General features: G+C 64.9%; 20 protein-coding genes and 1 pseudogene. 12 read left to right on the forward strand and 9 right to left on the reverse strand.

Going from position 1 to position 20,502, the window contains the following annotated elements:
* Positions 1–35 precede the first annotated feature (35 nt).
* From ACTUWL_RS12450 to ACTUWL_RS12475, 6 genes are all read right to left on the reverse strand, one after another.
* Positions 36–821 carry a class II aldolase/adducin family protein gene (locus ACTUWL_RS12450; protein WP_021076928.1) on the reverse strand — a complete coding sequence of 262 codons (786 nt, stop codon included), beginning with the start codon at positions 819–821 and terminating at the stop codon, positions 36–38.
* Positions 822–981: 160 nt separating this feature from the next.
* Positions 982–2,622, reverse strand: a complete 1,641-nt coding sequence (locus ACTUWL_RS12455) for a lysine--tRNA ligase (protein ID WP_021076929.1) — start codon at positions 2,620–2,622, stop codon at positions 982–984.
* A gap of 117 nt (positions 2,623–2,739) precedes the next feature.
* A complete protein-coding gene (locus ACTUWL_RS12460) occupies positions 2,740–3,765 on the reverse strand; it encodes a transporter substrate-binding domain-containing protein (RefSeq protein ID WP_021076930.1) in 1,026 nt (341 codons plus the stop codon).
* 92 nt (positions 3,766–3,857) lie between these two features.
* Positions 3,858–4,448: an SCO family protein gene (locus ACTUWL_RS12465; RefSeq protein WP_021076931.1), complete on the reverse strand. Its 591-nt coding sequence runs from the start codon at positions 4,446–4,448 to the stop codon at positions 3,858–3,860.
* 18 nt (positions 4,449–4,466) lie between these two features.
* A complete protein-coding gene (locus ACTUWL_RS12470) occupies positions 4,467–4,622 on the reverse strand; it encodes a hypothetical protein (protein ID WP_307756333.1) in 156 nt (51 codons plus the stop codon).
* Between the two features lie 182 nt (positions 4,623–4,804).
* Positions 4,805–5,272 (reverse strand): hypothetical protein, encoded by a 468-nt coding sequence (locus tag ACTUWL_RS12475; RefSeq protein WP_021076933.1) that lies wholly within the window; start codon positions 5,270–5,272, stop codon positions 4,805–4,807.
* A 274-nt stretch (positions 5,273–5,546) separates the two neighbouring features.
* Between ACTUWL_RS12475 and ACTUWL_RS12480 the strand changes: the two genes are divergently transcribed.
* Positions 5,547–7,205: an FAD-binding dehydrogenase gene (locus ACTUWL_RS12480; RefSeq protein WP_021076934.1), complete on the forward strand. Its 1,659-nt coding sequence runs from the start codon at positions 5,547–5,549 to the stop codon at positions 7,203–7,205.
* Between the two features lie 176 nt (positions 7,206–7,381).
* Here ACTUWL_RS12480 and ACTUWL_RS12485 read toward each other — a convergent pair whose 3' ends face one another.
* Entirely contained in the window at positions 7,382–7,729 is a 348-nt protein-coding gene (locus tag ACTUWL_RS12485; RefSeq protein ID WP_021076935.1) for a winged helix-turn-helix transcriptional regulator, read from the reverse strand.
* 105 nt (positions 7,730–7,834) lie between these two features.
* Between ACTUWL_RS12485 and ACTUWL_RS12490 the strand changes: the two genes are divergently transcribed.
* Both ACTUWL_RS12490 and ACTUWL_RS12495 read left to right on the forward strand, forming a co-directional pair.
* Positions 7,835–9,280 (forward strand): CDGSH iron-sulfur domain-containing protein, encoded by a 1,446-nt coding sequence (locus ACTUWL_RS12490; RefSeq protein ID WP_021076936.1) that lies wholly within the window; start codon positions 7,835–7,837, stop codon positions 9,278–9,280.
* A gap of 128 nt (positions 9,281–9,408) precedes the next feature.
* Positions 9,409–9,759 (forward strand): RidA family protein, encoded by a 351-nt coding sequence (locus tag ACTUWL_RS12495; RefSeq protein ID WP_021076937.1) that lies wholly within the window; start codon positions 9,409–9,411, stop codon positions 9,757–9,759.
* 85 nt (positions 9,760–9,844) lie between these two features.
* On the opposite strand, the gene ACTUWL_RS12500 is transcribed toward ACTUWL_RS12495, so the two are convergent.
* Both ACTUWL_RS12500 and ACTUWL_RS12505 read right to left on the reverse strand, forming a co-directional pair.
* A complete protein-coding gene (locus tag ACTUWL_RS12500; protein ID WP_373011637.1) occupies positions 9,845–10,999 on the reverse strand; it encodes an alpha/beta fold hydrolase in 1,155 nt (384 codons plus the stop codon).
* Between the two features lie 188 nt (positions 11,000–11,187).
* Positions 11,188–12,255, reverse strand: a complete 1,068-nt coding sequence (locus tag ACTUWL_RS12505; protein WP_021076939.1) for an aromatic ring-hydroxylating dioxygenase subunit alpha — start codon at positions 12,253–12,255, stop codon at positions 11,188–11,190.
* 106 nt (positions 12,256–12,361) lie between these two features.
* On the opposite strand from ACTUWL_RS12505, the pseudogene ACTUWL_RS12510 reads away from it, so the two are divergent.
* The 9 genes and pseudogenes from ACTUWL_RS12510 to ACTUWL_RS12550 all read left to right on the forward strand — a co-directional run.
* Positions 12,362–12,487, forward strand: a pseudogene (locus ACTUWL_RS12510) (helix-turn-helix domain-containing protein); the annotation flags it as partial.
* A gap of 304 nt (positions 12,488–12,791) precedes the next feature.
* Positions 12,792–13,271 (forward strand): LysR substrate-binding domain-containing protein, encoded by a 480-nt coding sequence (locus ACTUWL_RS12515; RefSeq protein WP_021076940.1) that lies wholly within the window; start codon positions 12,792–12,794, stop codon positions 13,269–13,271.
* Positions 13,272–13,381: 110 nt separating this feature from the next.
* Positions 13,382–13,744: a nuclear transport factor 2 family protein gene (locus tag ACTUWL_RS12520; RefSeq protein WP_021076941.1), complete on the forward strand. Its 363-nt coding sequence runs from the start codon at positions 13,382–13,384 to the stop codon at positions 13,742–13,744.
* A gap of 204 nt (positions 13,745–13,948) precedes the next feature.
* Entirely contained in the window at positions 13,949–14,746 is a 798-nt protein-coding gene (locus tag ACTUWL_RS12525) for a helix-turn-helix transcriptional regulator (protein ID WP_021076942.1), read from the forward strand.
* A 250-nt stretch (positions 14,747–14,996) separates the two neighbouring features.
* Complete coding sequence (locus ACTUWL_RS12530) at positions 14,997–16,166, forward strand: cytochrome P450 (RefSeq protein WP_035650115.1); 1,170 nt, start codon at positions 14,997–14,999, stop codon at positions 16,164–16,166.
* A 246-nt stretch (positions 16,167–16,412) separates the two neighbouring features.
* Positions 16,413–16,808: a DUF5132 domain-containing protein gene (locus ACTUWL_RS12535; protein WP_021076944.1), complete on the forward strand. Its 396-nt coding sequence runs from the start codon at positions 16,413–16,415 to the stop codon at positions 16,806–16,808.
* A 134-nt stretch (positions 16,809–16,942) separates the two neighbouring features.
* Positions 16,943–17,500 carry an HMA2 domain-containing protein gene (locus tag ACTUWL_RS12540; protein WP_021076945.1) on the forward strand — a complete coding sequence of 186 codons (558 nt, stop codon included), beginning with the start codon at positions 16,943–16,945 and terminating at the stop codon, positions 17,498–17,500.
* A gap of 25 nt (positions 17,501–17,525) precedes the next feature.
* Positions 17,526–19,643, forward strand: coding sequence for a heavy metal translocating P-type ATPase (locus ACTUWL_RS12545; protein WP_021076946.1), 2,118 nt, complete (start codon positions 17,526–17,528; stop codon positions 19,641–19,643).
* The gene (locus ACTUWL_RS12550) at positions 19,640–20,479 is read left to right on the forward strand and encodes an EcsC family protein (RefSeq protein ID WP_021076947.1); all 840 of its coding nucleotides are present in this window, start codon (positions 19,640–19,642) and stop codon (positions 20,477–20,479) included. Before ACTUWL_RS12545 ends, ACTUWL_RS12550 begins: the two co-directional genes overlap by 4 nt.
* Positions 20,480–20,502: the final 23 nt, after the last annotated feature.

Consider the following 20,502-nt stretch of genomic DNA (forward strand, 5'->3'; position numbering starts at 1 on the left):
GCTTTCGCCGGGACGACGGCGGAGTTTGACGCGAACTACGTCGCGTAGTCCGGCTCCTTGCGGTCCAGCATCCGCTTCAGCGCATCGAAATGCCGCTGCGACGGGCTTGGGCCCCTGTAGAGGTGATCGTCGCGGAAATCGCGCTTGGTCTTTTCCACCACATGCTGCGGCAATTGCTTGAGCGGCTGCTGGGTCCACATCGCGTAGATCTGCACCTGCGCGGCGCGCTCGATGTAGTAGAGCCGATCATAGGCATCGGCGACGGTCGCGCCGACGGTCGAGATGCCGTGATTGGCCATGAACAGGATGGTCTTGTTGCCGATCACCTTGGCGAGCCGCGCACCTTCCGCAGGGTCGAGCGCAGGGCCGGTATAGAGGTCGTCATAGGCGATCGCCTCCGACAGTCCGACCTCGGTCTGGCCGATCTCCTTGATGCGAGGATCCTCGAGCCGCGTCAGCGCGCTCGCATACGGCATGTGGGTGTGGAACACCGCCTTGGCTTGCGGCAGCGCCTTGTGGATCGGCGCGTGGATGCAATAGCAGGAGCGCTCGACCTCACCCTCGCCGCGCTTCACCTCGGCATCGTCGATACCGACCTCCATGAAGGACGACGCAGTCACCTCCGACCAGTGCATGCCGAACGGGATCTGGTAGTAGCGGTCGCTGCGGCCGGGCACTACGAAGGTGAGATGGTTGAAGATGCCTTCCGAAAAGCCGTGGATGTAGGCGAGCCGATGCGCCGCGGCGAGATCGACCCGCGCCTGCCATTCCTCGGCGCTCGTACTGTCCTGCAGCGATGTCGGCGAAACCCTGAACTGCATGCGCGCGCTCCCATCTGTGCCGGCCGCTCTGCGGAGGCCGTGCTGATTTTATGGAGCCAGTGTAGCGCAGTCCGCCGCAGACCTCCGGTGAAATTGCCGGGGATCAGCCATCCGCATTTTGCGGCTCTTTGTCCCTCCCCTCGCGGGGAGGAACGGAAGTTTACGACGACCGCGCCAGCGCACCGTCGATCATGTTGACCGCGTTCTGCACACCATAGACCGCGACGAAGGAGCCGAAGCGCGGGCCCTTCTCCTGGCCGAGCAGCACCTGGTAGAGCATGTTGAACCAGTCGAGCGACACGCCCGGACGGCCGTCCTTGCCCTTCTTGACCATGTCGAGGAACGGCTCGCGGCGGCCGATCTCGTAGACCACGTTCTGGATATCTTCCGCGGTCGCATCAGCTTGCATGTTGGCGAGCGCATCGCGCAGGTCCTGCAACGCGGCGCGTTCACCCTCGGTCGGTTCGCGGAACTGCTTGGTCGGCGCCACGAAGTCGCGATAATAGTTGATGGCGTAGCCGACCATTGCATCGAGCTTCGGATGGGTCTCGGGCGTCACACCCGGCCGATAGCGGCCGATGAAGCCCCACAGCGTCTCGGCATTTTCCGCATTCGACGACGACACCAGCGTCAGCAGCAGCTGGAAGGTGACCGGCATGTCGGCCTGCGGCGGCTTGCCGGAATGGATGTGCCAGACCGGATTCTGCAGCTGCTGTCGCGGTTCCTGGCGCGTGAAGCCATCGAGGAACTGCTGGTAGTCGTCGACATTGCGCGGGATGACGTCGAAATAGAGCCGCTTCGCCGCCTTGGGCTCGCGATACATGAACAGCGACAGCGATTCCGGCGAGGCATAGCGCAGCCACTCGTCGATGGTCAGGCCATTGCCCTTCGACTTCGAGATCTTCTGGCCCTTCTCGTCGAGGAACAGTTCATAGTTGAAGCCTTCCGGCGGCGTGCCGCCGAGCGCCGCGCAGATCTTCGCCGACAGCTTCACCGAGTCGATCAGGTCCTTGCCGGCCATTTCATAGTCGACGCCGAGCGCGTACCAGCGCATCGCCCAGTCCGGCTTCCATTGCAGCTTGCAGCGGCCGCCGGTGACCGGGACGGTGACGCTCTCCTTGGTGTCGGGATCTTCATAGGAGATCGTGCCGGCCTTGGCGTCGTGCGCGGTCACCGGCACGTAGAGCACGAGACCGGTGCGCGGACAGATCGGCAGGAACGGCGAATAGCTCGCGGCGCGCTCCTCACGCAGCGAGGGTAGCATGATCGCCATCACCTTCTCGATCCGCTCCAGCATCCGCAGCAACGCGGCATCGAACCGGCCCGAGGTGTAGTATTCGGTCGAGCTCGCGAACTCGTAGTCGAAGCCGAACTGATCGAGGAAGGCGCGCAGACGCGCATTGTTGTGCTGGCCGAAGCTCGGGTGGGTGCCGAACGGATCGGGCACCTTGGTCAGCGGCTTGCCGAGATGCTGTTGCAGCAGCTCCTTGTTCGGCACGTTGTCCGGCACCTTGCGCAGGCCGTCCATGTCGTCGGAGAAGGCAAGCAGCCGCGTCTTGATCTTGTCCTCGGTGAGCACGCGGAAGGCATGGCGCACCATCGTGGTGCGCGCGACCTCGCCGAAGGTGCCGATATGCGGCAGGCCCGAGGGGCCGTAGCCGGTCTCGAACAGCACTTCGTCCTTCGGATTTTTCTTCAGCCGCGCCACAATCGCTTTCGCCTGCTCGAACGGCCAGGCGTTGGATTGTTCGGCGAGCGCCCGCAGGTCGCTCGGGCTGGCGGCAAGATCAATCACGGACATTTCTTCGAGCTTTCTCCAAAAAGGCCGCGAAACCTAACGCTTTCGCGGCAAAATGCAAAACGACGGGAGTCTCGAGATTCCGGGTTCGATGCTTCGCTTCGCCCCGGAATGACGGAGCTAGAACGGGCTGATCGAGAAATAGCGCAGCCACAGGTCGGTGAAGCGGCCTTTTTCCCAGATCCGGAACAGCGCCCAGTTCAGCGACTGCCGCAGCAGGTCGTTGCCCTTGCGCACGGCGATGCCGACGCCCTCGCCGAAATAGCGGCTCTCGACAAAGGGGCCGCCGGAGAACGCGCAGCATTCGGCGGAATCGGTGCCGTTGATCCAGAACGCCAGCGAGATCGCATCGCCGAAGATGAAGTCGACCTCGCCGCGGCGCAGCGCCGCGCGCAGCGCATCGTTATCCGGATAGGAATGGATCTCGGCGTCGGTGAACATCGCCTTGAGGTAGGCCTCGTGCGAAGTGCCTCCGATGACGCCGACCTTCTTGCCCTCGAGATATTCCGGGCGGATTTCCGGCATCACATTGTCGCGGCGCGACACGAAGCGCGCCGGCGCGCGGTAATAGGGATCGGTGAAATCGACCTTGGCGCGCAGCTGCGGCGTCACCGCCATCGAGGCGATGATGGCGTCGCCCCGGTTGGTGGCGAGCGCATCGATCAGGGTCTCGAAGCGGCGCATCTGGATAGTGCAGGTGACCTTGATCTCGTCGCAGAGCGCGCGCGCCAGATCGACGTTGAAGCCGGCCGGATTGCCGTCCGGACCGGTGAAGTTGAACGGCGGATAATCGGTCTCGGTCAGGAAGCGGATCACGGTGAGCCGCGACAGGTCCGGCCGATCCGGCCGGCGCCGCGGGTCCCAGAAGCCCGGCACCGCCTGCGGCGCAGCCTCGGCGGCCTTGGGCGGCTGATTCGGCTGCGACGGGGCAGCTGCCGCCGGGGGCGCCGCTGGTGCCGGGGCAGGCCTTGCGGGCGGAGGCGGCGCAGCGGCCGGCTTGGCCGCTGGCGCCTGCGGTGGCTGTGCCGGTGGTGTCTGTGCGACCGCGGGCTCCGCCATCACCAGCACGACGGCGGCAATCATCCCCGCGGCCAGGCGAAGCTGGCGCGAGCGGACGGCAAAAGGCTGGGCGGACGGATTGGGCATAACCGGCAATAATCAGGGAATTGAACGGCTTATAGACCATCCGGCGCGTGATGCGAGCGCCGATTGGGCGAATCCCGAACCGGAAAGGGCGGTCAGAGATACCGTTTGAGATCGACCGCCGCCTCTTCGGGCGTCCGTTTCAGATTGAACGGCGCGACGAAATGGCCGTCGCGGTCCATCAGATAGATCAGCGCGGTGTGATCCATCGTGTAGTCGCCATCCTTCAGCGGCACCTTCTTGGCGTAGACGCGATAGCTCGACAGCACCTTGGCGATCGCTGTGGGATCGCCGGTCAGGCCCTTGAGGTGCGGATCGAAGCTCGACAGATAGTCCTTCATCGCCGCAGCGGTGTCGCGTTCCGGATCGACCGAAACGAAATAGGCGTTCACGCGGTCGGCGTCCTTGCCCATCGCCTTCAGGACCTCGGAAATCTCGAACAACGAGGTCGGGCAGATGTCCGGGCAATGGGTGAAGCCGAAGAAGATCAGCGTCGGCTTGCCCTGGAGGTTCTTGTCGGTGACGGTCTGGCCGGACTGATCGGTGAGCTGGAACGGCCCGCCGATCGCGGCCGGCGCTGCGACGGTGCGCAAGCCGCCGACTGCCCACAGCATGAGGAACAGGCCGACCGCCAGACTGCCCGCGAAGGCAGCGAAGATCACCAATGGGCGCGTGGTCCGGGTCATGGTGTGAGGGCGTCCTTGTCAGAAGCAGGCGGAGATGCCGGCCGTGATCATTTCGAAAAACACCGCGGTCCCGTAGTGGAACCAGAGCGCGGCAGCGGCGAGCAAGGCCAATCCGCCGATGCCGGCAGCGCCCCACAGGATCATCGACGCCACCCGGCCCTGCAGAGCCGTCACGTGCTCGGATCGGGTGGAGATCGGCTGAACCATCCGGTTCAGATAAGCCGGGTTCCCCAAGGCAGCAAGCGCTATGGCGGTCGCGGGCCGTCAAATGATAGCGAGCCGATTTCCGCTGCCTGTCCCATCATGCCCCAGGTTACCGGCCATGCGCGAAAGGACGTTAGGCCGAGATCGGCCGCTCAGTGCGCGGGTTTGGGCGCCGAAGCCTGGGCGTTGAGATAGCACGGCTTGTACAGCGCCTGCAGCTGCTTGCCTTGCAGGAAGATCATCCGCCGGGTCAGGCCGCCGCGATCGTTGATCCATTTGCGCACCGCCGGCGGGTACATCAGGTACAGCATATGGGTGGCTTCGGGGTTGGGCACCGGCCGGCCGTTGTCGCCGTAATCCCAGGCGGCATGGAAGCCGAGACTGGCGTGCGAGGTCACACAGATCCGGTCATGAGGAACCTTGCCGAGCACGATGGTGCAGGCCGAGGCGCACAGCCCGTCGATGATCACGGTCTCACCCGACGTGCGCAGGTCCTGGTACTTGTCGACATAGACCCCGATCTTGCCGCCGCGATCGTCGGCGATCCTGACCACTGCTTGTGACGCCCCCATTCCCGCCAGCAGGAGAACCGCCGCGAGCAACCCCGTCATCAACTTCATTGGCCAGCCCCAGTCCAAACCGAATCTGTTGGTCTTGTGATGCAGACGGCGTGAGCGTGTTGCGAGACTGGATTTTTGTCCAGACGAGCGAAGCCGGTCAAAACAAAATCAAATTGGGTGTTGCGCGCACGCTGCAGTGGCGCGTGGAAAAGGTCCCAAACCGGAACAACTTGCCGCAACCATTTGATGCCTTGCCGCCACAGGCAAGGTCCATTTGGCGTTGACCGCGAACAGTGACGCGGTCTTGAATCGCGGCGGGACGGGGGACACCAAAATGGCTGACGATGCAGATGTGATCGTGATCGGCGCCGGACTTGCCGGCCTGGTCGCCGCAACCGAGATCGCCGACGCAGGCAAGCGCGTCATCGTGCTCGATCAGGAAGGGGAACAGAGCATCGGCGGCCAGGCTTTCTGGTCGTTCGGCGGATTGTTCCTGGTCGATTCGCCGGAACAGCGCCGGCTCGGCATCAAGGATTCGATCGACCTCGCGCTGCAGGACTGGATGGGCACCGCGGGTTTTGATCGTGACGAGGATCACTGGCCGCGCAAATGGGCGGAGGCCTATGTCGCATTCGCGGCGGGCGAGAAACGCGACTGGCTGCGCGCGATGGGCCATCGCATCTTCCCCGTCGTCGGCTGGGCCGAGCGCGGCGGCTACGACGCCATGGGCCACGGCAATTCGGTGCCGCGCTTTCACGTCACCTGGGGCACCGGCCCCGGCATCGTCGAGCCGTTCGAGCGCCGCGCGCGCGAGGCCGCCAGGAGCGGACTGCTGGTGTTCAAGTTCCGCCATCGCGTCGATGCGCTCAGCGTCAGCAACGGCACGGTCGACGGCGTCAGCGGCGCCATCCTGGAACCGAGTTCGGTCGAGCGCGGCAAGAGCTCCTCGCGCAATGTGGTCGGCGATTTCACGCTGCGCGCGCAGGCTGTCATCGTCGCCTCCGGCGGCATCGGCGGCAATCACGACCTGGTGCGGCAAAACTGGCCGCGGCGGCTCGGCGAACCGCCGAAGTTCATGATCTCCGGCGTGCCCGAACATGTCGACGGCCGCATGATCGGGATCACCGAGGCCGCGGGCGGGCGGCTGATCAACCGCGACCGCATGTGGCACTATGTCGAGGGCATCCAGAACTGGAACCCGATCTGGCCGCGTCACGGCATCCGGATTCTGCCCGGGCCGTCGTCGATGTGGTTCGACGCATCAGGCAAGCGGCTGCCGGCGCCGCTGTTCCCGGGCTCCGACACGCTCGGGCAGCTGCATTACATCATGGGCACCGGCTACGATTATTCGTGGTTCATCCTGACCCAGAGCATCATCAAGAAGGAGTTCGCGCTGTCAGGCTCCGAACAGAACCCTGATCTGACCGGCAAGAGCTGGCGCATGACGATCAAGCGCGCCACCAACAAGGGCGCGCCGGCGCCGGTCGAAGCCTTCAAGCAGCATGGCGCCGACTTCATCGTGCGCGACAACCTCGCCGACCTCGTCGCTGCCATGAACAAGCTCGCCGGCAATGACCTGTTGCAGCCCGACGCTATCAAGGCGCAGATCGAGGCGCGCGACCGCGAGATCACCAACCCCTATGTCAAGGATGCGCAGGTGATGAACCTGCACAATGCGCGGCGCTATATCGGCGACCGGCTGATCCGGACCGCCAAGCCGCACCGCATCCTCGATCCCGAGCACGGCCCGCTGATCGCAGTGAAGCTCAACATCCTGACCCGCAAGACGCTCGGCGGCTTCGAGACGGATCTCGATTCACGCGTATTCGGCAACGATCACCAGATCATAAGCGGGCTCTATGCCGCCGGTGAAGCCGCCGGCTTCGGCGGCGGTGGCGTGCACGGCTATCGCTCGCTGGAGGGGACGTTCCTCGGCGGCTGCCTGTTCTCCGGCCGCAACGCCGGGCGCGCGGCGGCGAAGGCGGTGGGTTAGGCACGCGGGCTTAAAATATCGAAAACAACCCCATGCAAAGGAGCCGCTGGCGTTCGGTCAGGCACCGAGCGACCGAGCGACTTGACACGTCGGGCAACTCAGGTGCATTCTTCTAATATTCAGAAATTGCGCAAAGTGTCCCTCGCCCCGCGGCCACAGCCCGATCTCATCTTGCCCTACTCCACCTCCACGCTGGCGAAGCGCACCCCGAACGTGTCCGCATTCGCCTCGCCCCAATCGTACAGCGCCTGCAGCATCGGCTTCAGCATCTCGCCGCGCCTGGTGAGGCAATAGCGCGAGGCGCCGCCGCCGCGCTCCTGCTTGACGAACCCCGAGTTGCAGAGATCGCGCAGGCGCTCGGTCAAGACCTTGTCACTGAGCTGCGGAATGTCGTGGCGCAACTCGCCGTAGCGCATCGGGCGGACCTTGAGGCGGCTCAGGATCACGGTCTTCCATTTGCCGCTGAGCTGGTCGATCGAGAACTCGACCGGGCAACCATATTTGCGCTTGGTCTTGCGGATCATCGCAACTCTCCTGCGGCACTTTCCATCTGGTTCGTTGAGCGCCGCCATCGATCCATCTAAGCACGCTTTGCGCGGGTTGGGCGAGTTCAGGGAATACTGCAAGGCATGACAGAAGACAGTTCCGTCGAGCGTGCGAACGACAAGCAGAAGCCGCGCAAGCGCATCGTCGTCAGAAGCAACGGTCCCTACGAAGCCGAGCCCGGCATTGCGATCGTCGATCATCTCGGTGTGCCTGTTGCAGCCGAGGCGCCGGTGCGGCTGTGCCGCTGCGGACAATCGCAGACAAAGCCGTTCTGCGACGACAGCCACGTCGCGCGCGGCTTCACCGACGGCAGGGATCCGCGGCGGGTGCCCGACAAGCTCGACGTCCATGCGGGACAACAAGCCTATGTGTTCGACAATCGCGGCACCTGCGCGCATTCCGGCTTTTGCACCGACCGGCTCAATTCCGTGTTTCATCTCGGCGAGGAGCCTTTCATCGCGCCAAGCGGGGCGCGTCTGGATGATCTCATCAACGCGGTGCGCAGGTGTCCGTCGGGCGCACTCGGCATCGGCATTGGTCCCGCGCGGGACACCAACCTGTCCGACGTCGACCGGCCGCCGCAGATCGAAGTGTCGAAGGACGGCCCCTATCGGCTCACCGGCCATGTCGAACTGGTCGGTGAGGATGGCGCGCCGATCGCACGAAACGAAGGTGCGTCGCAGGAACATGCCAGCCTGTGCCGCTGCGGTTCATCGCTGAACAAACCGTTCTGCAGCGGCATGCACTGGAATGTCGATTTTCACGATCCCGTCCCCGATCCCTTGCGCGAGCCGACGCTGTTCGAATGGGCTGGCGGCTATCCGGCGCTGCTCGACATGACGCGCATCTTCTACAGCCGCTACGTGCCGGAGGATCCGCTGCTCGGCCCGCTGTTCGCCGAGATGTCGCCGGACCATCCGGAACGGGTCGCGGCCTGGCTGAGCGAAGTGTTCGGTGGCCCGCGCTTCTATACCGAACGCTATGGCGGCTATCGGCGGATGGTGTCGCAACATATCGGCAAGGAGATCCGGCCGGAGCAGCGCGCGCTGTGGGCCACCTACATGGTGCAGAGCGCCGACGACGCCGGCTTGCCATCCGATCCGGAATTCCGCGCCGCCTTCGTCGCCTATATCGAATGGGGCTCGCGGATCGCGGTGGAGAATTCCGGCGCCGACGCGACACCGCCGCCGAACATGCCGGTGCCGCGCTGGTGGTGGGTCTGCAACGCGACGCCCGCGGCGCGACCATCCGCCATCGCAGACGATGCGCAGGGCGCGAACGAGGTCAGCGTCGTGCTGCCGGGTCCCGATGAAGAGGTGCAATTCGAACAGCACATCCGGCCGCTGTTCCGGCCGATGGACCGCAATTCGATGCTGTTCGCTTTCGATCTCTGGAAGGAGGAAGACGTCAGCAAGCACAGTCGGCAGATTCTGGCTCGCCTCGAGGCCGGCACGATGCCGTGCGATGGCGCGTGGCCGGCCGAGCGGATCGCCCTGTTCGCGCGCTGGGCGTTCCAGCCGCATTCGTGACAACGCGATTGCGCCGAGGTGATCTCGGTGCAATTCAGGCGATTTCCGTGAGCCGTGCTGCAAATTGCGCAGTGGCGGCGGACGCGCCGGCAGGCTAGAGAGTTTCCGCCATTCAAGTGGAGACCCAAATGAGCATTCAGCGTTTCGAAACCGGCCCGCGCATGAGCCAGGCTGTCGTACACGGCAACACCGTCTATCTGGCCGGCGTCGTCGCCGGCAAGGCGGCGGGCGGCAGCGTCACCGACCAGACCAAGGACATCCTGTCGATCATCGACGGCCATCTCGCCAAGGCCGGCACCGACAAGTCGAAGCTCCTCAGCGCGACCATCTACATCACCGACATGAAGACCTTCCCGGAGATGAACGCGGTGTGGGATGGCTGGGTCTCCGCGGGCAACACCCCGGCCCGTGCCACCGTCGAGGCCAAGCTTGCGGCGCCCCAGTACAATGTCGAGATCATGGTCGTCGCGGCCAAGTAAGCGCGACAAGTAAGCGCGACATCGCGATGGACGTTCGATGCCCCGGATTGCGAAACCGCAGTTCGGGGCATTTTCATTTGGCGCCTCACGCGCTGATCCGCGCTCGCCCGCCTGTGGCCTCGTCGAGATCGGACTGAAGCCAGCGTGCAATCCGGCGCCACGGGCCGGTCAGGGCCATGCAGCCGACGAACAGGCCGAGATGGCCGCACGGCTCGGTGTCGCATTGCAACCATGCGGGCGGCGTGCCCAGGAGCCGCATTGTCGCGAATGCCTGATCAGGCGGAACAACGATGTCCTTCTCCGCAGCGAGCAGGAAGACGGGCAAGGTCACTGCGGCAAGATCGATCTTGCGACCGAGCGCAACGAAGTCTCCGGCCGCGATCCGGTTCTGGCGAAAGATCCAGTCGGTCACTTCGAGGTAGTAGGTGCCGGGCAGATCAAGCGTCTCGTCGTTCCAGCGCGTAAAGCGATCGAGCAGGACCCGCGCATCCTCCGACTTGCCGTCGAGCCGCCGCTGCAGCGCAGCCTCCACGTCAAGCAGGTTGAACGGGAGGCTCCAGACCTGAAGCATGTGCTCGCCGCTGACGATCCCTTCACCCTGCCGCACCATTGCCTCGAAGGATTGCTGCGGGAGCGAGGCGACCATCCTGGAAAGCTCCGACGGCACCGACACGTCAACCGGGCTGCCCGCAAGCACCAGCCGCCGCACCTTGTCGGGAAAGCGCGCCGCATAGAGCAGTGACAGCCATCCTCCCTGACAGAGACCTGCGAGGTCGACGGGTGGTCCGATGGTGTCAACGGCGACGTTGAGATCGGACAGAAAGGTGTCAATCGAGAAATACCGCATCTCCGGCGTCGCCGAGCGCCAATCGGTGAGATAGAGACGTGCAGTACCGGCCTCCTGCAACGCCGCCATCAGGCTGTGGCCGTGTGCAAGATCCGCGATCTTCGCGCGGTGCAGCGCGTAGGGCGCGCAGACCAGCAGCGGCGGGCCCTCGACCGCGCTCGAGAAGTCGAGCAGGCGCATCGTCGGCAATTGCAGCGCGACGGAATTGGCCGTCGTCCAGGGCAGTTCCTGTTCGTCTGACGCATCTGTGGGCTCGGCCGGGCGATCCGGGTACCATTGTGAGGAGATGTCCAGCGCCAATCGCATGGCCTCAAACGGCCATAGCCAAGCGTGCTGCACCCAGTTGGTGCTGCCACTCCGTTCAGAGGGGTCTGCTTTTTCGCGCAAGCTCATTCACCGATTGATCGCCGACCAAGATGGTCAGGCCGGCGCAGGTCTAAACCTTGACCCCGATCAAGAACCGACGAATTAAGGTCGAACACCTTACGTCAACCAGCCGGAACGGAAGCCATGCCGGGAAGTCACGATCTCGCGATCCCGGCGCGACTTTGGCGGGGCGCGGACAGCCGGCGCCGCCGCGATCATGCGGCCCGTGCCGTTGCCTTCTCCGTATCGAGCCGGCGCGCGAACAGCCAGCGGAAATAGGTCAACGGCGCGTCGGCGCCGATCGCCAGCAACTGATAATCCGGATCGGCATCGAGCACCTTCTGCTGCGCCTCGATGAAGTCCTTGTCCTCGTTGAAGGCCTCCTCGAGCGAATGCCGCAGCGACAGCGCGATGTTCGCGTTGTCGGTGTCGAAATCGTGCAGATAGTTCCAGAAGAAGTGCGTTGAGGAGCGCGTCTCCGGGGTCATGAACTGCGCGTTGCGGTATTGCCGGGTGCCCGGCACCTGAACGCCCTTCTCCGCGCCCTGCCCGGCCGGCGCGAACATCGTGTCGAGCGTGAAGATACCCGGCACGATCATGCGGCCGACATTGCGGCGATCGACCATGTCGGCTTTGTTCGGGATCACCTTCTTGTGGTAGGGCGGCGCATCGGCGCCCATGTGCCAGCGCTCGACGCGGAAACCGTCCTCCAGCTTCTCGATCGCGACCGGCTTGGTCTTGTAGGCATATTCCTCGGAACCGCCGAGCGTGTTGGTGTGCACGAAAGCGAGATGCGCGAAGTCGCTGAGGTTGTCGACGATCAGGAGCCAGTTGGCCTTGTAGTGCATATAGCCCGGCAGGCCGCGCCATTTGGGATCTTCGAGCGGCGGATAGTCGAGGATCAGCTTCGGATCGGCCTTCTCCGGATCGCCGGTCCAGATGAAGATCATGTTGTAGCGCTCGACCACGGGATAGCTGCGCACGCCGAGCTTGGCGGGGATCGCGTCCTGGCCGGGGATCTGGATGCACTTGCCGTCGGCCGCGAACTTCATGCCGTGATACATGCACCTGATGTCGTCGCCCTCGACCCGTCCCATCGAGAGCGGCGCCGCGCGATGGCAGCAACGGTCGTCGAGCGCGACGACCTTTCCGCTGGCGCCGCGATAGATCACGATCGGCCGCTCCAGGATGGTGCGCGCCAGCTTCTTGCCGTCGATCAGCTCGTGGTTCAGCGCCGCCACGTACCAGGCGTTGCGCAGGAAAATCCCGTCGTCGTCAGCCAATTCACCCTCCCGATGCAATATTGCTTGCAACGAGGTTAGGGGATTGCGGCCGCCGGGATAATCCGATTTGGCTGGACACACTGTACCGGTGGATGGACAATCGGCCATGGAGTGGCGTGACTGGGAGCTGTTTTGCGAAGTTGTCGAGCATGGCGGCTTCAGTGCGGCTGCGCGCGTGCTCGGTCACCCCAAGTCGAGCCTTAGTGCTGCGGTGCAACGGCTCGAGGCCAATCTCGGGCTGCGGCTGATCGAGCGGACCACGCGGCATTTGCGGCTGACCGATTCCGGCGAGACGATCTATCGCAAGGTGCGTCCGCTGTTCGCGGCGCTGCACGACACCCACAGCGAGGCGCTGGCGATGTCGAGCGCGGTCGCCGGCACGCTGCGCATCAAGGCGCCGTACGAATTCGGCGCGCATCACGCGGGGCCGGTCGCCTGCGCGGTGATGGGCCGCTATCCGGAGCTCGCGATCCGCGATCGATGTCGAGCACGATATCGTCAACCCGATCGCGGAGAACTACGACATCGTGTTCGCGATGCTGGAGGCGCCGCTGCCGTCGGCCGGCATCGTGATCCGGCGCGTCTTCACCCTCGAGCGCGGCCTGTTCGCGGCGCCGGCGCTGCTGGAGAAGTTCGGCGAGCCGCGCACACTGGACGAGCTGAGACAGCTGCCACTTCTGACGGGTCCCAGCGATCCGCGATGGGCGATCACCGCACCCGGCGGCGCCGTCGAGCATCTCGCGGTCGATCGCGCGCGTCTCACCTCTTCGAATGCTCATGTCCGCCTGCAAGCCGCGCTCGCCGGCCATGGCGTGCTGCGGGTGACCGCGAGCTACACCCGCGCCGCAGTCGCGGCCGGCCAGTTGCGGCGGCTGTTGCCGGACCACGCCTGCGAGCCGCTCAACGTGCACGCGCTGCTGCCGGCGCGGCAATTCGTCCCGGCCAAGGTGCGCTGCTTCCTCGATGCGATGGAGGCGCACGCGCGCGGCGATCCCGAGGCCTATATCAGGCCATAGGCCGCGCCGCCGTCACGCGCGCGATGACGTCAGAGGTAATCGATCGACGCCTGCAAACCTTCGATAGTCCGGACAGCCGCTTAAGGACGGCACTTGAGAAGGAGAGCACCATGACCGACCATGCCACCGTCGCCCGCAACTACATCGCGCTCTGGAACGAGCGGACGCCGAGCCGGCGCCGCGAGATGCTGAGCACAAACTGGACCAGTGATGCGCGCTATGTCGATCCGCTGATGAGCGGCGACGGCCATGAGGGCGTCGATGCGCTGATCGCCGGCGTGCAGCAGAAGTTTCCGGACTTCACCTTCAAGCTGATCGGCGAGCCGAACGGCTTCGGCGACCACGTCCGCTTCTCCTGGGGCCTCGGGCCCGACGGCGTCGACAGCCCGATCAAGGGCACCGACTTCGCCCTGCTGAAGGACGGCCGGATCAGGAGCATCACCGGCTTCCTCGACCAGGTGCCGGGGGCCTAACGGCTTCTTCAGGTAAACCGCGACCTACATCCTCTCGTCATTCCGGGGCGACGCGCAGCGTCGAGCCCGGAATCCATCGGGCCACAAGGCCTGCGGCGAAATGGATTCCGGGCTCTCGCTTCGCGAGCTCCGGAATGACGGGGGGGACCGCTTCCACCCCCGCAATCCCGCTGCTAGTCTTCCCGAAACACAGGGAGGACCACCATGAAGGCCGATCACGCCTTCAACACGTCGGTCGTCAGCGACATCACGCCGGCGCTGCTGGCGATTGGCCGCGACAGCTTTGCGGAGGCCCTGATCGACACGCTACGCCGGGTCGCCGGGGTCGGTCACTGCATGGTGTTCTCGTTCACGGGCCCGCGGTCCGCCGCGTGCCTGCTCGACGTCGGCAACATCCCGACCGGGCGCGACCTCGGGATCGCCTATTCCGAGCATTTCCACCAGGCCGATCCGAATCGTGACGCGGTGTTCGAGGGGCAGGCACAGGCCACGCCGATCATGCTGCCGACCTTCGCCCGCCGCATGTACAGCGACGGTTATCGCAAGATCTTCTTCGACGATTCCGACATCGTCGACAAGTTCGCTTCCGCGATCTGGACCGGCGACACCTGCTTCTACGTCAATTTCTACCAGATCACCGCGCAAGGGCGCTTCAGCCGCGCGCAGATCGCGCGCCTCGCCGCAGTGGCGCCCGCGTTGACCGCTGCCGTGGCACGGCACTTCCAGCGCGACGCGGCAGCGGATGTCGATCCCATTGAGCGGTTGAAGACCCTGTTTGCGACCACAGAGCCGCTCGCCCGGCTGACCGGGCGCGAGCAGGAGGTCTGCCTTCGCATCCTCTCGGGCCTCAGCTCGGAGGCGATCGCAGCCAGCCTCGGCATCGGGCTGCACTCCGCCCTCACCTATCGCAAGCGCGCCTATGACAAGCTCGGCATCTCCTCGCAAAACGAGCTGTTCGCGATCGCGCTGCGGCTGACGGCCTCAGTACGCCAGCTGAACTGACGCCCCGCGCTAAAGTTGCCGCTGCGCCGGTTGCGTCGTCTTGCGCGACCATGCCGCCATTATTCTCTGCTGTCATTCCCCGCGAAAGCGGGGAATCCAGTACGCCGCGGCCTCTCAATCGACAATGACTGCCTCTGGAATACTGGATCGCCCGATCAAGTCGGGCGATGACGGTGTGTGTCCCAAATCATGGGGACAGACCGGATGGGCATGGCGGATTATGCTCGTTGAGAACCTGAGGCCATACACCGTGAGCACCGCTCCCCATTTCGACATCGACGTCCCCGCCTTCTGGCAGGACCCCTATCCGACCTTGGCGCGCATGCGCAAACAAGCGCCGATCGCGTTCGTGCCGCAGCTCGGCAGCACGCTGCTGTGCAACCGCGACGACATCTTCATCTGCGAGAAGCAGATCGACGTGTTCTCGTCGCACCAGCCCGAGGGGCTGATGAACAGGCTGATGGGCCATAACATGATGCGCAAGGACGGCGACGCGCACATGAACGAGCGCAAGGCGATCTTCCCGACGATCTCACCGAAGACCGTCAAATCGCACTGGACCGCGCAGTTCGCCGGACACGCGACGCGCATCCTCGACGAACTGAAGCCGGACGGCGTCGTCGATTTCGTGCAGGCCTTCGCGCTGCCGTTCTCGGCTGAGTGCCTGAAATCGATCACCGGCCTCACCAACATGCGCTTCCAGGACATGAACGCGTGGTCGCAGGGCATGATCGACGGCATCGCGAACTACGTCGGCGATCCCGCGATCGAGGCGCGCTGCCATGCCGCGACCTCGGGCATCGACGCCGCGATCGACGAGATGGCTCCAAGGCTGCGCAAGGCCCCCGACCTCAGCCTGCTCGGCGTGCTGCTGCAGACCGACATGCCGATGGCGAGCGTGCGCGCCAACATCAAGCTTGCGATCTCGGGCGGCCAGAACGAGCCGCGTGATGCGATCGCAGGCACCGTGTGGGCGCTGCTGACCCATCCCGATCAGCTGGCGCTGGCGACTGATGGCGCGATCCCGTGGCTGCAGGTGTTCGAGGAATATGCGCGCTGGATCTCGCCGATCGGGATGTCGCCGCGGCGGATCGCCAAACCCTGGACGATCCGGGATGTCGCATTCGAAACCAACGAACGCGTATTCCTGATGTTCGGCTCGGCGAACCGCGACGAGAAGCATTTCAGCGAGCCCGACCGCTTCGACATCCGCCGCGACGCCAGCAAGAGCATCGCGTTCGGCGCCGGCCCGCATTTCTGCGCCGGCGCCTGGGCCTCGCGCGCCATGGTCGCCGACGTCGCGCTGCCCGCGATCTTCACCAGGCTGACGAACCTGCGCCTGATCGAGGACCGGCCGCCGCGGATCGGCGGCTGGGCGTTCCGCGGCCTGCTGGATCTGCCGGTGACGTGGGACCGGTAGAGCGCGCCGAAAGCACCAGCCATTTATTGTTTCAAAACAGCAGCATAGATAAACAAAGACACAGAAACACGCGGCTTGGGCGGCCGCTTTGGATGCTCTCTCGACCCGCAATTGCGCGTCTTGCTGCGCTGCGACACCGTGCCGCCGCAGCCGGTCGGACGACTGTAATCAAACTGTCATGAATCCATTTCAATCCGCCGTTATTGGTGAAACTGCAGTTAGTTGAGCGGTCACAAGGGATTTCCGATGAACCCGAACCACAATGGTAGCAGTCACGATACCGCCTTCCACAACGAGGCCCCCGAGCAGGAGTCCGAGGAGGGTGGCGGCATCAACAAGACGGTTGCGGTCGTCGCGGTGGTGGCTGTCGGTGCTGCGGTGTTCGAAGCTGCCTTGCTGCCGGGACTTGCACTCGGCGTTGCCGCAGTCGCGGCGCCGAAGTACCTGCCGAAGCTGGCGGGCGCACTCAATCCGCTGTTCAAGTCCACCGTTCGCGGCACCTACAAGTTCGCCCAGAAGTCGCGCGAGATGTTTGCCGAGGCCCATGAGCAGGTCAACGACATCGTTGCCGAAGTGAAGGCCGAGAGCAAGGCGCCGGAAAGCAAGACGGCGGCAGACGGCCGGGCGTCGCCTGCGGCCTGAACGGGCCGGACGGGCAGACACAAGACGGCGAAGCGCGCCGGTGATCAACCTTGCGACGCCGGCGCTGCAGGCAATTTGACGACGGCATCATTCGCGTCCCCGCGCCGGCGTTGGAACGCTGTGAGAGGAATGCGATGACCAAGATGAAGCTGCAGATTGCGCATCAGGTTCCGGGCCGGATTCGCATGAAGGTGCCGTCGGCCAAGGAGAACCCCGAGCTTCTTGAACAGATCAAGCAGACCTTCAGCGTCATTCCCGGCATCGAGGAAGTCCTGGTCAACCCGGCGACCGGCAGCATCGTGCTGCACTACGACACCGACCGGCATGACGAGTTTCACGGCCGGCTGCAGCATCACACCGGCGGTCACTACAAGCCGCCGACCAATGAAATTGACGCGCTGGCGAACAAGATCGAACAGGAAGCCGAGTATCTCGCCGAGCATTCGCACACGGCCAGGGTCATTGTCGACTTCTTCAAGGACTTCGACAACGGGATCAAGGTCTCCACCGGGAACGTGATCGATCTGAAGATCGTGCTGGCAGCCGGCATCGCCGGCTTCACCATCTTCGAGGTCGGCGCCACCGCGGCGACGCCGGTTTGGGTCACGCTGGCAGTGTTTGCCCTCAACCACATGATCCAGGCCAACATGCGTGACGCCGAGCAGGCGGAGCCGGCAGGCGCGACGGCCTGATCCGCCAGGGGCGAGAGCGTAATCCATGGACTTCCGCTTCTGCCACTCCATGCCAGGGCGCATCCGTCTGAGCATTCCCGCGCTCGGCCAAAATCGCAAGCTGGGCGAGATCTGCCTCGGCTGGCTGCGGGCGCAGGACGGCATCAGGACCGCGCGGATCAACTACGACTGCGCGAGCCTCGTGCTGGAATACGATCCGGCTCACGAGCAAAGACTGCTGTTGCTGCTGAACAGCTTCAAGCGCATGAGCCTGGCCGACCTCAAGGCGCTGGGCGCCGGCGCCGCGCAGGATGCGGGCGCGCAACGCGCCAGCGTCCCGGAGGTCTCGAAGCGTTCGCCCCTGGCGTTGCCGACGCTGTCCCTGTTCATGGCTTTGAGCGCCAATCCGGTGATCACGGCGATCAACATGCCGCTGATGCTCTGGAATGCGATCCCGATCGCCAAGCGCGCCTGGAAGGTCTGGGCGAACGAGAGCCGGCTGAACATCGACGTGCTCGATACGCTCGCGATCAGCGCGTCGGTGCTCCAGGGCAACCCGCTGGCCGGCTGCATCGTCACCTGGCTGATCAAGCTCGGCGACTGGATCCGCGACCTGACCGCTGCGGGCTCGCGACGGGCGATCAACGAGCTGCTCGAATTCCAGTCGAAGACGGCCTGGCTGCTGCGCGACGGCGAGGTGGTGTCGATTCCCGCCGCCGAGCTCAAGAACGGCGACATCGTCGTGGTGTATCCCGGCGAGATGATCCCGGTCGACGGCGAGATCATCGACGGCTCCGCCACCATCGACCAGAAGACGATCACCGGCGAGGGCCTGCCGGTGCATCGCGGCAAGGGCGAAGCGGCCTTCGCCGCTACCGTCATCCGCGAGGGCCAGATCACGTTGCGTGCCTTGCGCGTCGGGACGGCGACCACCGCCGGCCAGATCGTGCGGTTGATCGAATCCGCGCCGATCGGCGACACCCGCATGCAGAACCATGCCGAACGCTTCGCCGACCGGCTCGTCACCCCGACCCTGGCGCTCGCCACCGGCACCGCCATGGTCTCCGGCGACTTCAATCGCTTCCTCTCGCTCGTCATCGTCGACTACGGCACCGGCATTCGCGTCGCCGCCCCTACATCCGTGCTGTCCTCGATGACGCTGGCCGCCCGCACCGGCATGATCATCAAGAGCGGCGGCCACATGGAGAAGCTCGCCGGGATCGACACCATGGTGTTCGACAAGACCGGCACACTGACCCACGGCACGCCGGCGGTCATCGATGTGATCTCCTATCAGAAGTACATCACGCCGAACCACCTGCTCGGGCTCGCCGCGGCGGCCGAGACCAAGCTGCAACATCCGGTCGCCGAGGCGTTGCGCAGCCGCGCCCGCCAGCTCGCCGTCAACATCCCGCCGTGCAACGAGACCACCTACCGTCTCGGCCTCGGCGTCGAGGGCCAGGTCAACGGCTACTATGTCCATGTCGGCAATCAGCGCTTCATGCGCCAGAGCGAGATCATCGTCGACGCCGCGGTGCATGATCGCGCGGCGCTCGACGAGCGCGGCTATTCGAGCCTCTACATCGCCGTGGACGGCAAGCTCGCGGGCCTCGTGCCTTACTCTGACGAGATCCGCGAGGAGAGCCGTCCGGTGATCCAGCGGCTGCATGAGCTGGGCGTCAAGAACAGCATCATGCTGACCGGCGACAATGCCGTCGTGGCGCGGGCCGTCTGCAACCGGCTGGGGCTCACCGAGCACTTCGCGGACATGCTGCCGGCCGACAAGGCCGGCGTCATCCAGGAGCTGCAGCGCCAGGGCCGCCGGGTCGCCATGGTCGGCGACGGCATCAACGATTCGCCGGCGCTCAGCTTCGCCGATGTCGGAATCGCCATGAAGCACGGCGCCGAAGTCACGCACGAATCCGCCGACGTCATCCTGATGGAAGATTCGCTGTGGAAGCTCGTCAAGGCGGTCGAGATCTCGCAAGGCGCGGTCAGCCTCATCAAGCAGAACTACGCGATCGTCGCCGCGCTCAACACGCTGGCGCTCGGACTGGCCCTGCCGGGCGGCCTGATCACGCCCGAGGTGACCGCCATCATCAGCAACGGCTCGGCGATCCTGGCGAGCCTCAACGGCATCCGGCCAATTCTGCGCTATCAATGAGCCAGGATGTCACCCAGCTCGTCCTGCTTCCTCCCGGCGATCACGCCGCACTACAAGCCGCAGTCAGGACGCTGGAGAGCTCCAACCTCGCGGCAAGGATCGCCGACTATGCCGGCATCCCCGTCAACCGGGTCCTGGGCCTGCTGCCGAAAGCCGCCAACCGCCAGCTCAGCGGACTGGTGCGCACGGCGGTGATGAAGGGGCTGGAAGTCGCCGTCGATACGCTCGACGAGAAGCCGCCGCCCGCACCCGCGGTCACCTTTTCATCGTTTCTCGCCGGCGTGACCGGTGGCGTGAGCGGCCTGCTCGGCTTCGGTGCGCTCGCGGTCGAGCTGCCTCTGACCACGACGTTGATGCTGCGCGCGATCGCCGAGATCGCGCGGCACCAGGGCGAGGACCTCTCCCGGATCGAGGCCAGGCTCGCCTGCCTCGAAGTGTTCGCCTACGGCACCAAGCGAACCGACGAGAATCTCGACATCGGCTACTACGCCGCCCGCGCGCTGATCAGCAAATACACCAGCGACGCCGCCGCCTACATCCTGGAGCGCGGCGCGGTGGATGCCTCCGCCCCGGTGATCTCCAACCTGGTCAGCGAAATCGTCTCCCGGTTCGGGCTGGTGGTCTCGGACAAGGCGGCGGCCGGCGCGGTGCCGATCATCGGCGCAGCGTTCGGCGCAACCGTCAACGTCATCTTCATGGACCATTTCCAGAAGATCGCGAAAGGTCACTTCACCGTGCGCCGGCTGGAGCGGCTGCACGGCAGCGCGGGCGTTCGACAACACTATGCGGCGATCGCAGCCGGGCTCGGGCCGCGGCGCGGCGTCGCGACGGTATGAGGCGTTTGGCAGCAATTGGACAT

Source organism: Bradyrhizobium sp. WCU1 (assembly GCF_053474805.1).

Coding starts and splice junctions, on each gene's coding strand:
- ACTUWL_RS12465 (WP_021076931.1), bottom strand. CDS start 4,448: ATGACCCGGACCACGCGCCCATTGGTGATCTTCGCTGCCTTCGCGGGC.
- ACTUWL_RS12520 (WP_021076941.1), top strand. CDS start 13,382: ATGACCGACCATGCCACCGTCGCCCGCAACTACATCGCGCTCTGGAAC.
- ACTUWL_RS12545 (WP_021076946.1), top strand. CDS start 17,526: ATGGACTTCCGCTTCTGCCACTCCATGCCAGGGCGCATCCGTCTGAGC.
- ACTUWL_RS12515 (WP_021076940.1), top strand. CDS start 12,792: ATGCTGGAGGCGCCGCTGCCGTCGGCCGGCATCGTGATCCGGCGCGTC.
- ACTUWL_RS12550 (WP_021076947.1), top strand. CDS start 19,640: ATGAGCCAGGATGTCACCCAGCTCGTCCTGCTTCCTCCCGGCGATCAC.
- ACTUWL_RS12540 (WP_021076945.1), top strand. CDS start 16,943: ATGACCAAGATGAAGCTGCAGATTGCGCATCAGGTTCCGGGCCGGATT.
- ACTUWL_RS12485 (WP_021076935.1), bottom strand. CDS start 7,729: ATGATCCGCAAGACCAAGCGCAAATATGGTTGCCCGGTCGAGTTCTCG.
- ACTUWL_RS12450 (WP_021076928.1), bottom strand. CDS start 821: ATGCAGTTCAGGGTTTCGCCGACATCGCTGCAGGACAGTACGAGCGCC.
- ACTUWL_RS12495 (WP_021076937.1), top strand. CDS start 9,409: ATGAGCATTCAGCGTTTCGAAACCGGCCCGCGCATGAGCCAGGCTGTC.
- ACTUWL_RS12480 (WP_021076934.1), top strand. CDS start 5,547: ATGGCTGACGATGCAGATGTGATCGTGATCGGCGCCGGACTTGCCGGC.
- ACTUWL_RS12455 (WP_021076929.1), bottom strand. CDS start 2,622: ATGTCCGTGATTGATCTTGCCGCCAGCCCGAGCGACCTGCGGGCGCTC.
- ACTUWL_RS12490 (WP_021076936.1), top strand. CDS start 7,835: ATGACAGAAGACAGTTCCGTCGAGCGTGCGAACGACAAGCAGAAGCCG.
- ACTUWL_RS12460 (WP_021076930.1), bottom strand. CDS start 3,765: ATGCCCAATCCGTCCGCCCAGCCTTTTGCCGTCCGCTCGCGCCAGCTT.
- ACTUWL_RS12535 (WP_021076944.1), top strand. CDS start 16,413: ATGAACCCGAACCACAATGGTAGCAGTCACGATACCGCCTTCCACAAC.
- ACTUWL_RS12475 (WP_021076933.1), bottom strand. CDS start 5,272: ATGAAGTTGATGACGGGGTTGCTCGCGGCGGTTCTCCTGCTGGCGGGA.
- ACTUWL_RS12500 (WP_373011637.1), bottom strand. CDS start 10,999: ATGAGCTTGCGCGAAAAAGCAGACCCCTCTGAACGGAGTGGCAGCACC.
- ACTUWL_RS12525 (WP_021076942.1), top strand. CDS start 13,949: ATGAAGGCCGATCACGCCTTCAACACGTCGGTCGTCAGCGACATCACG.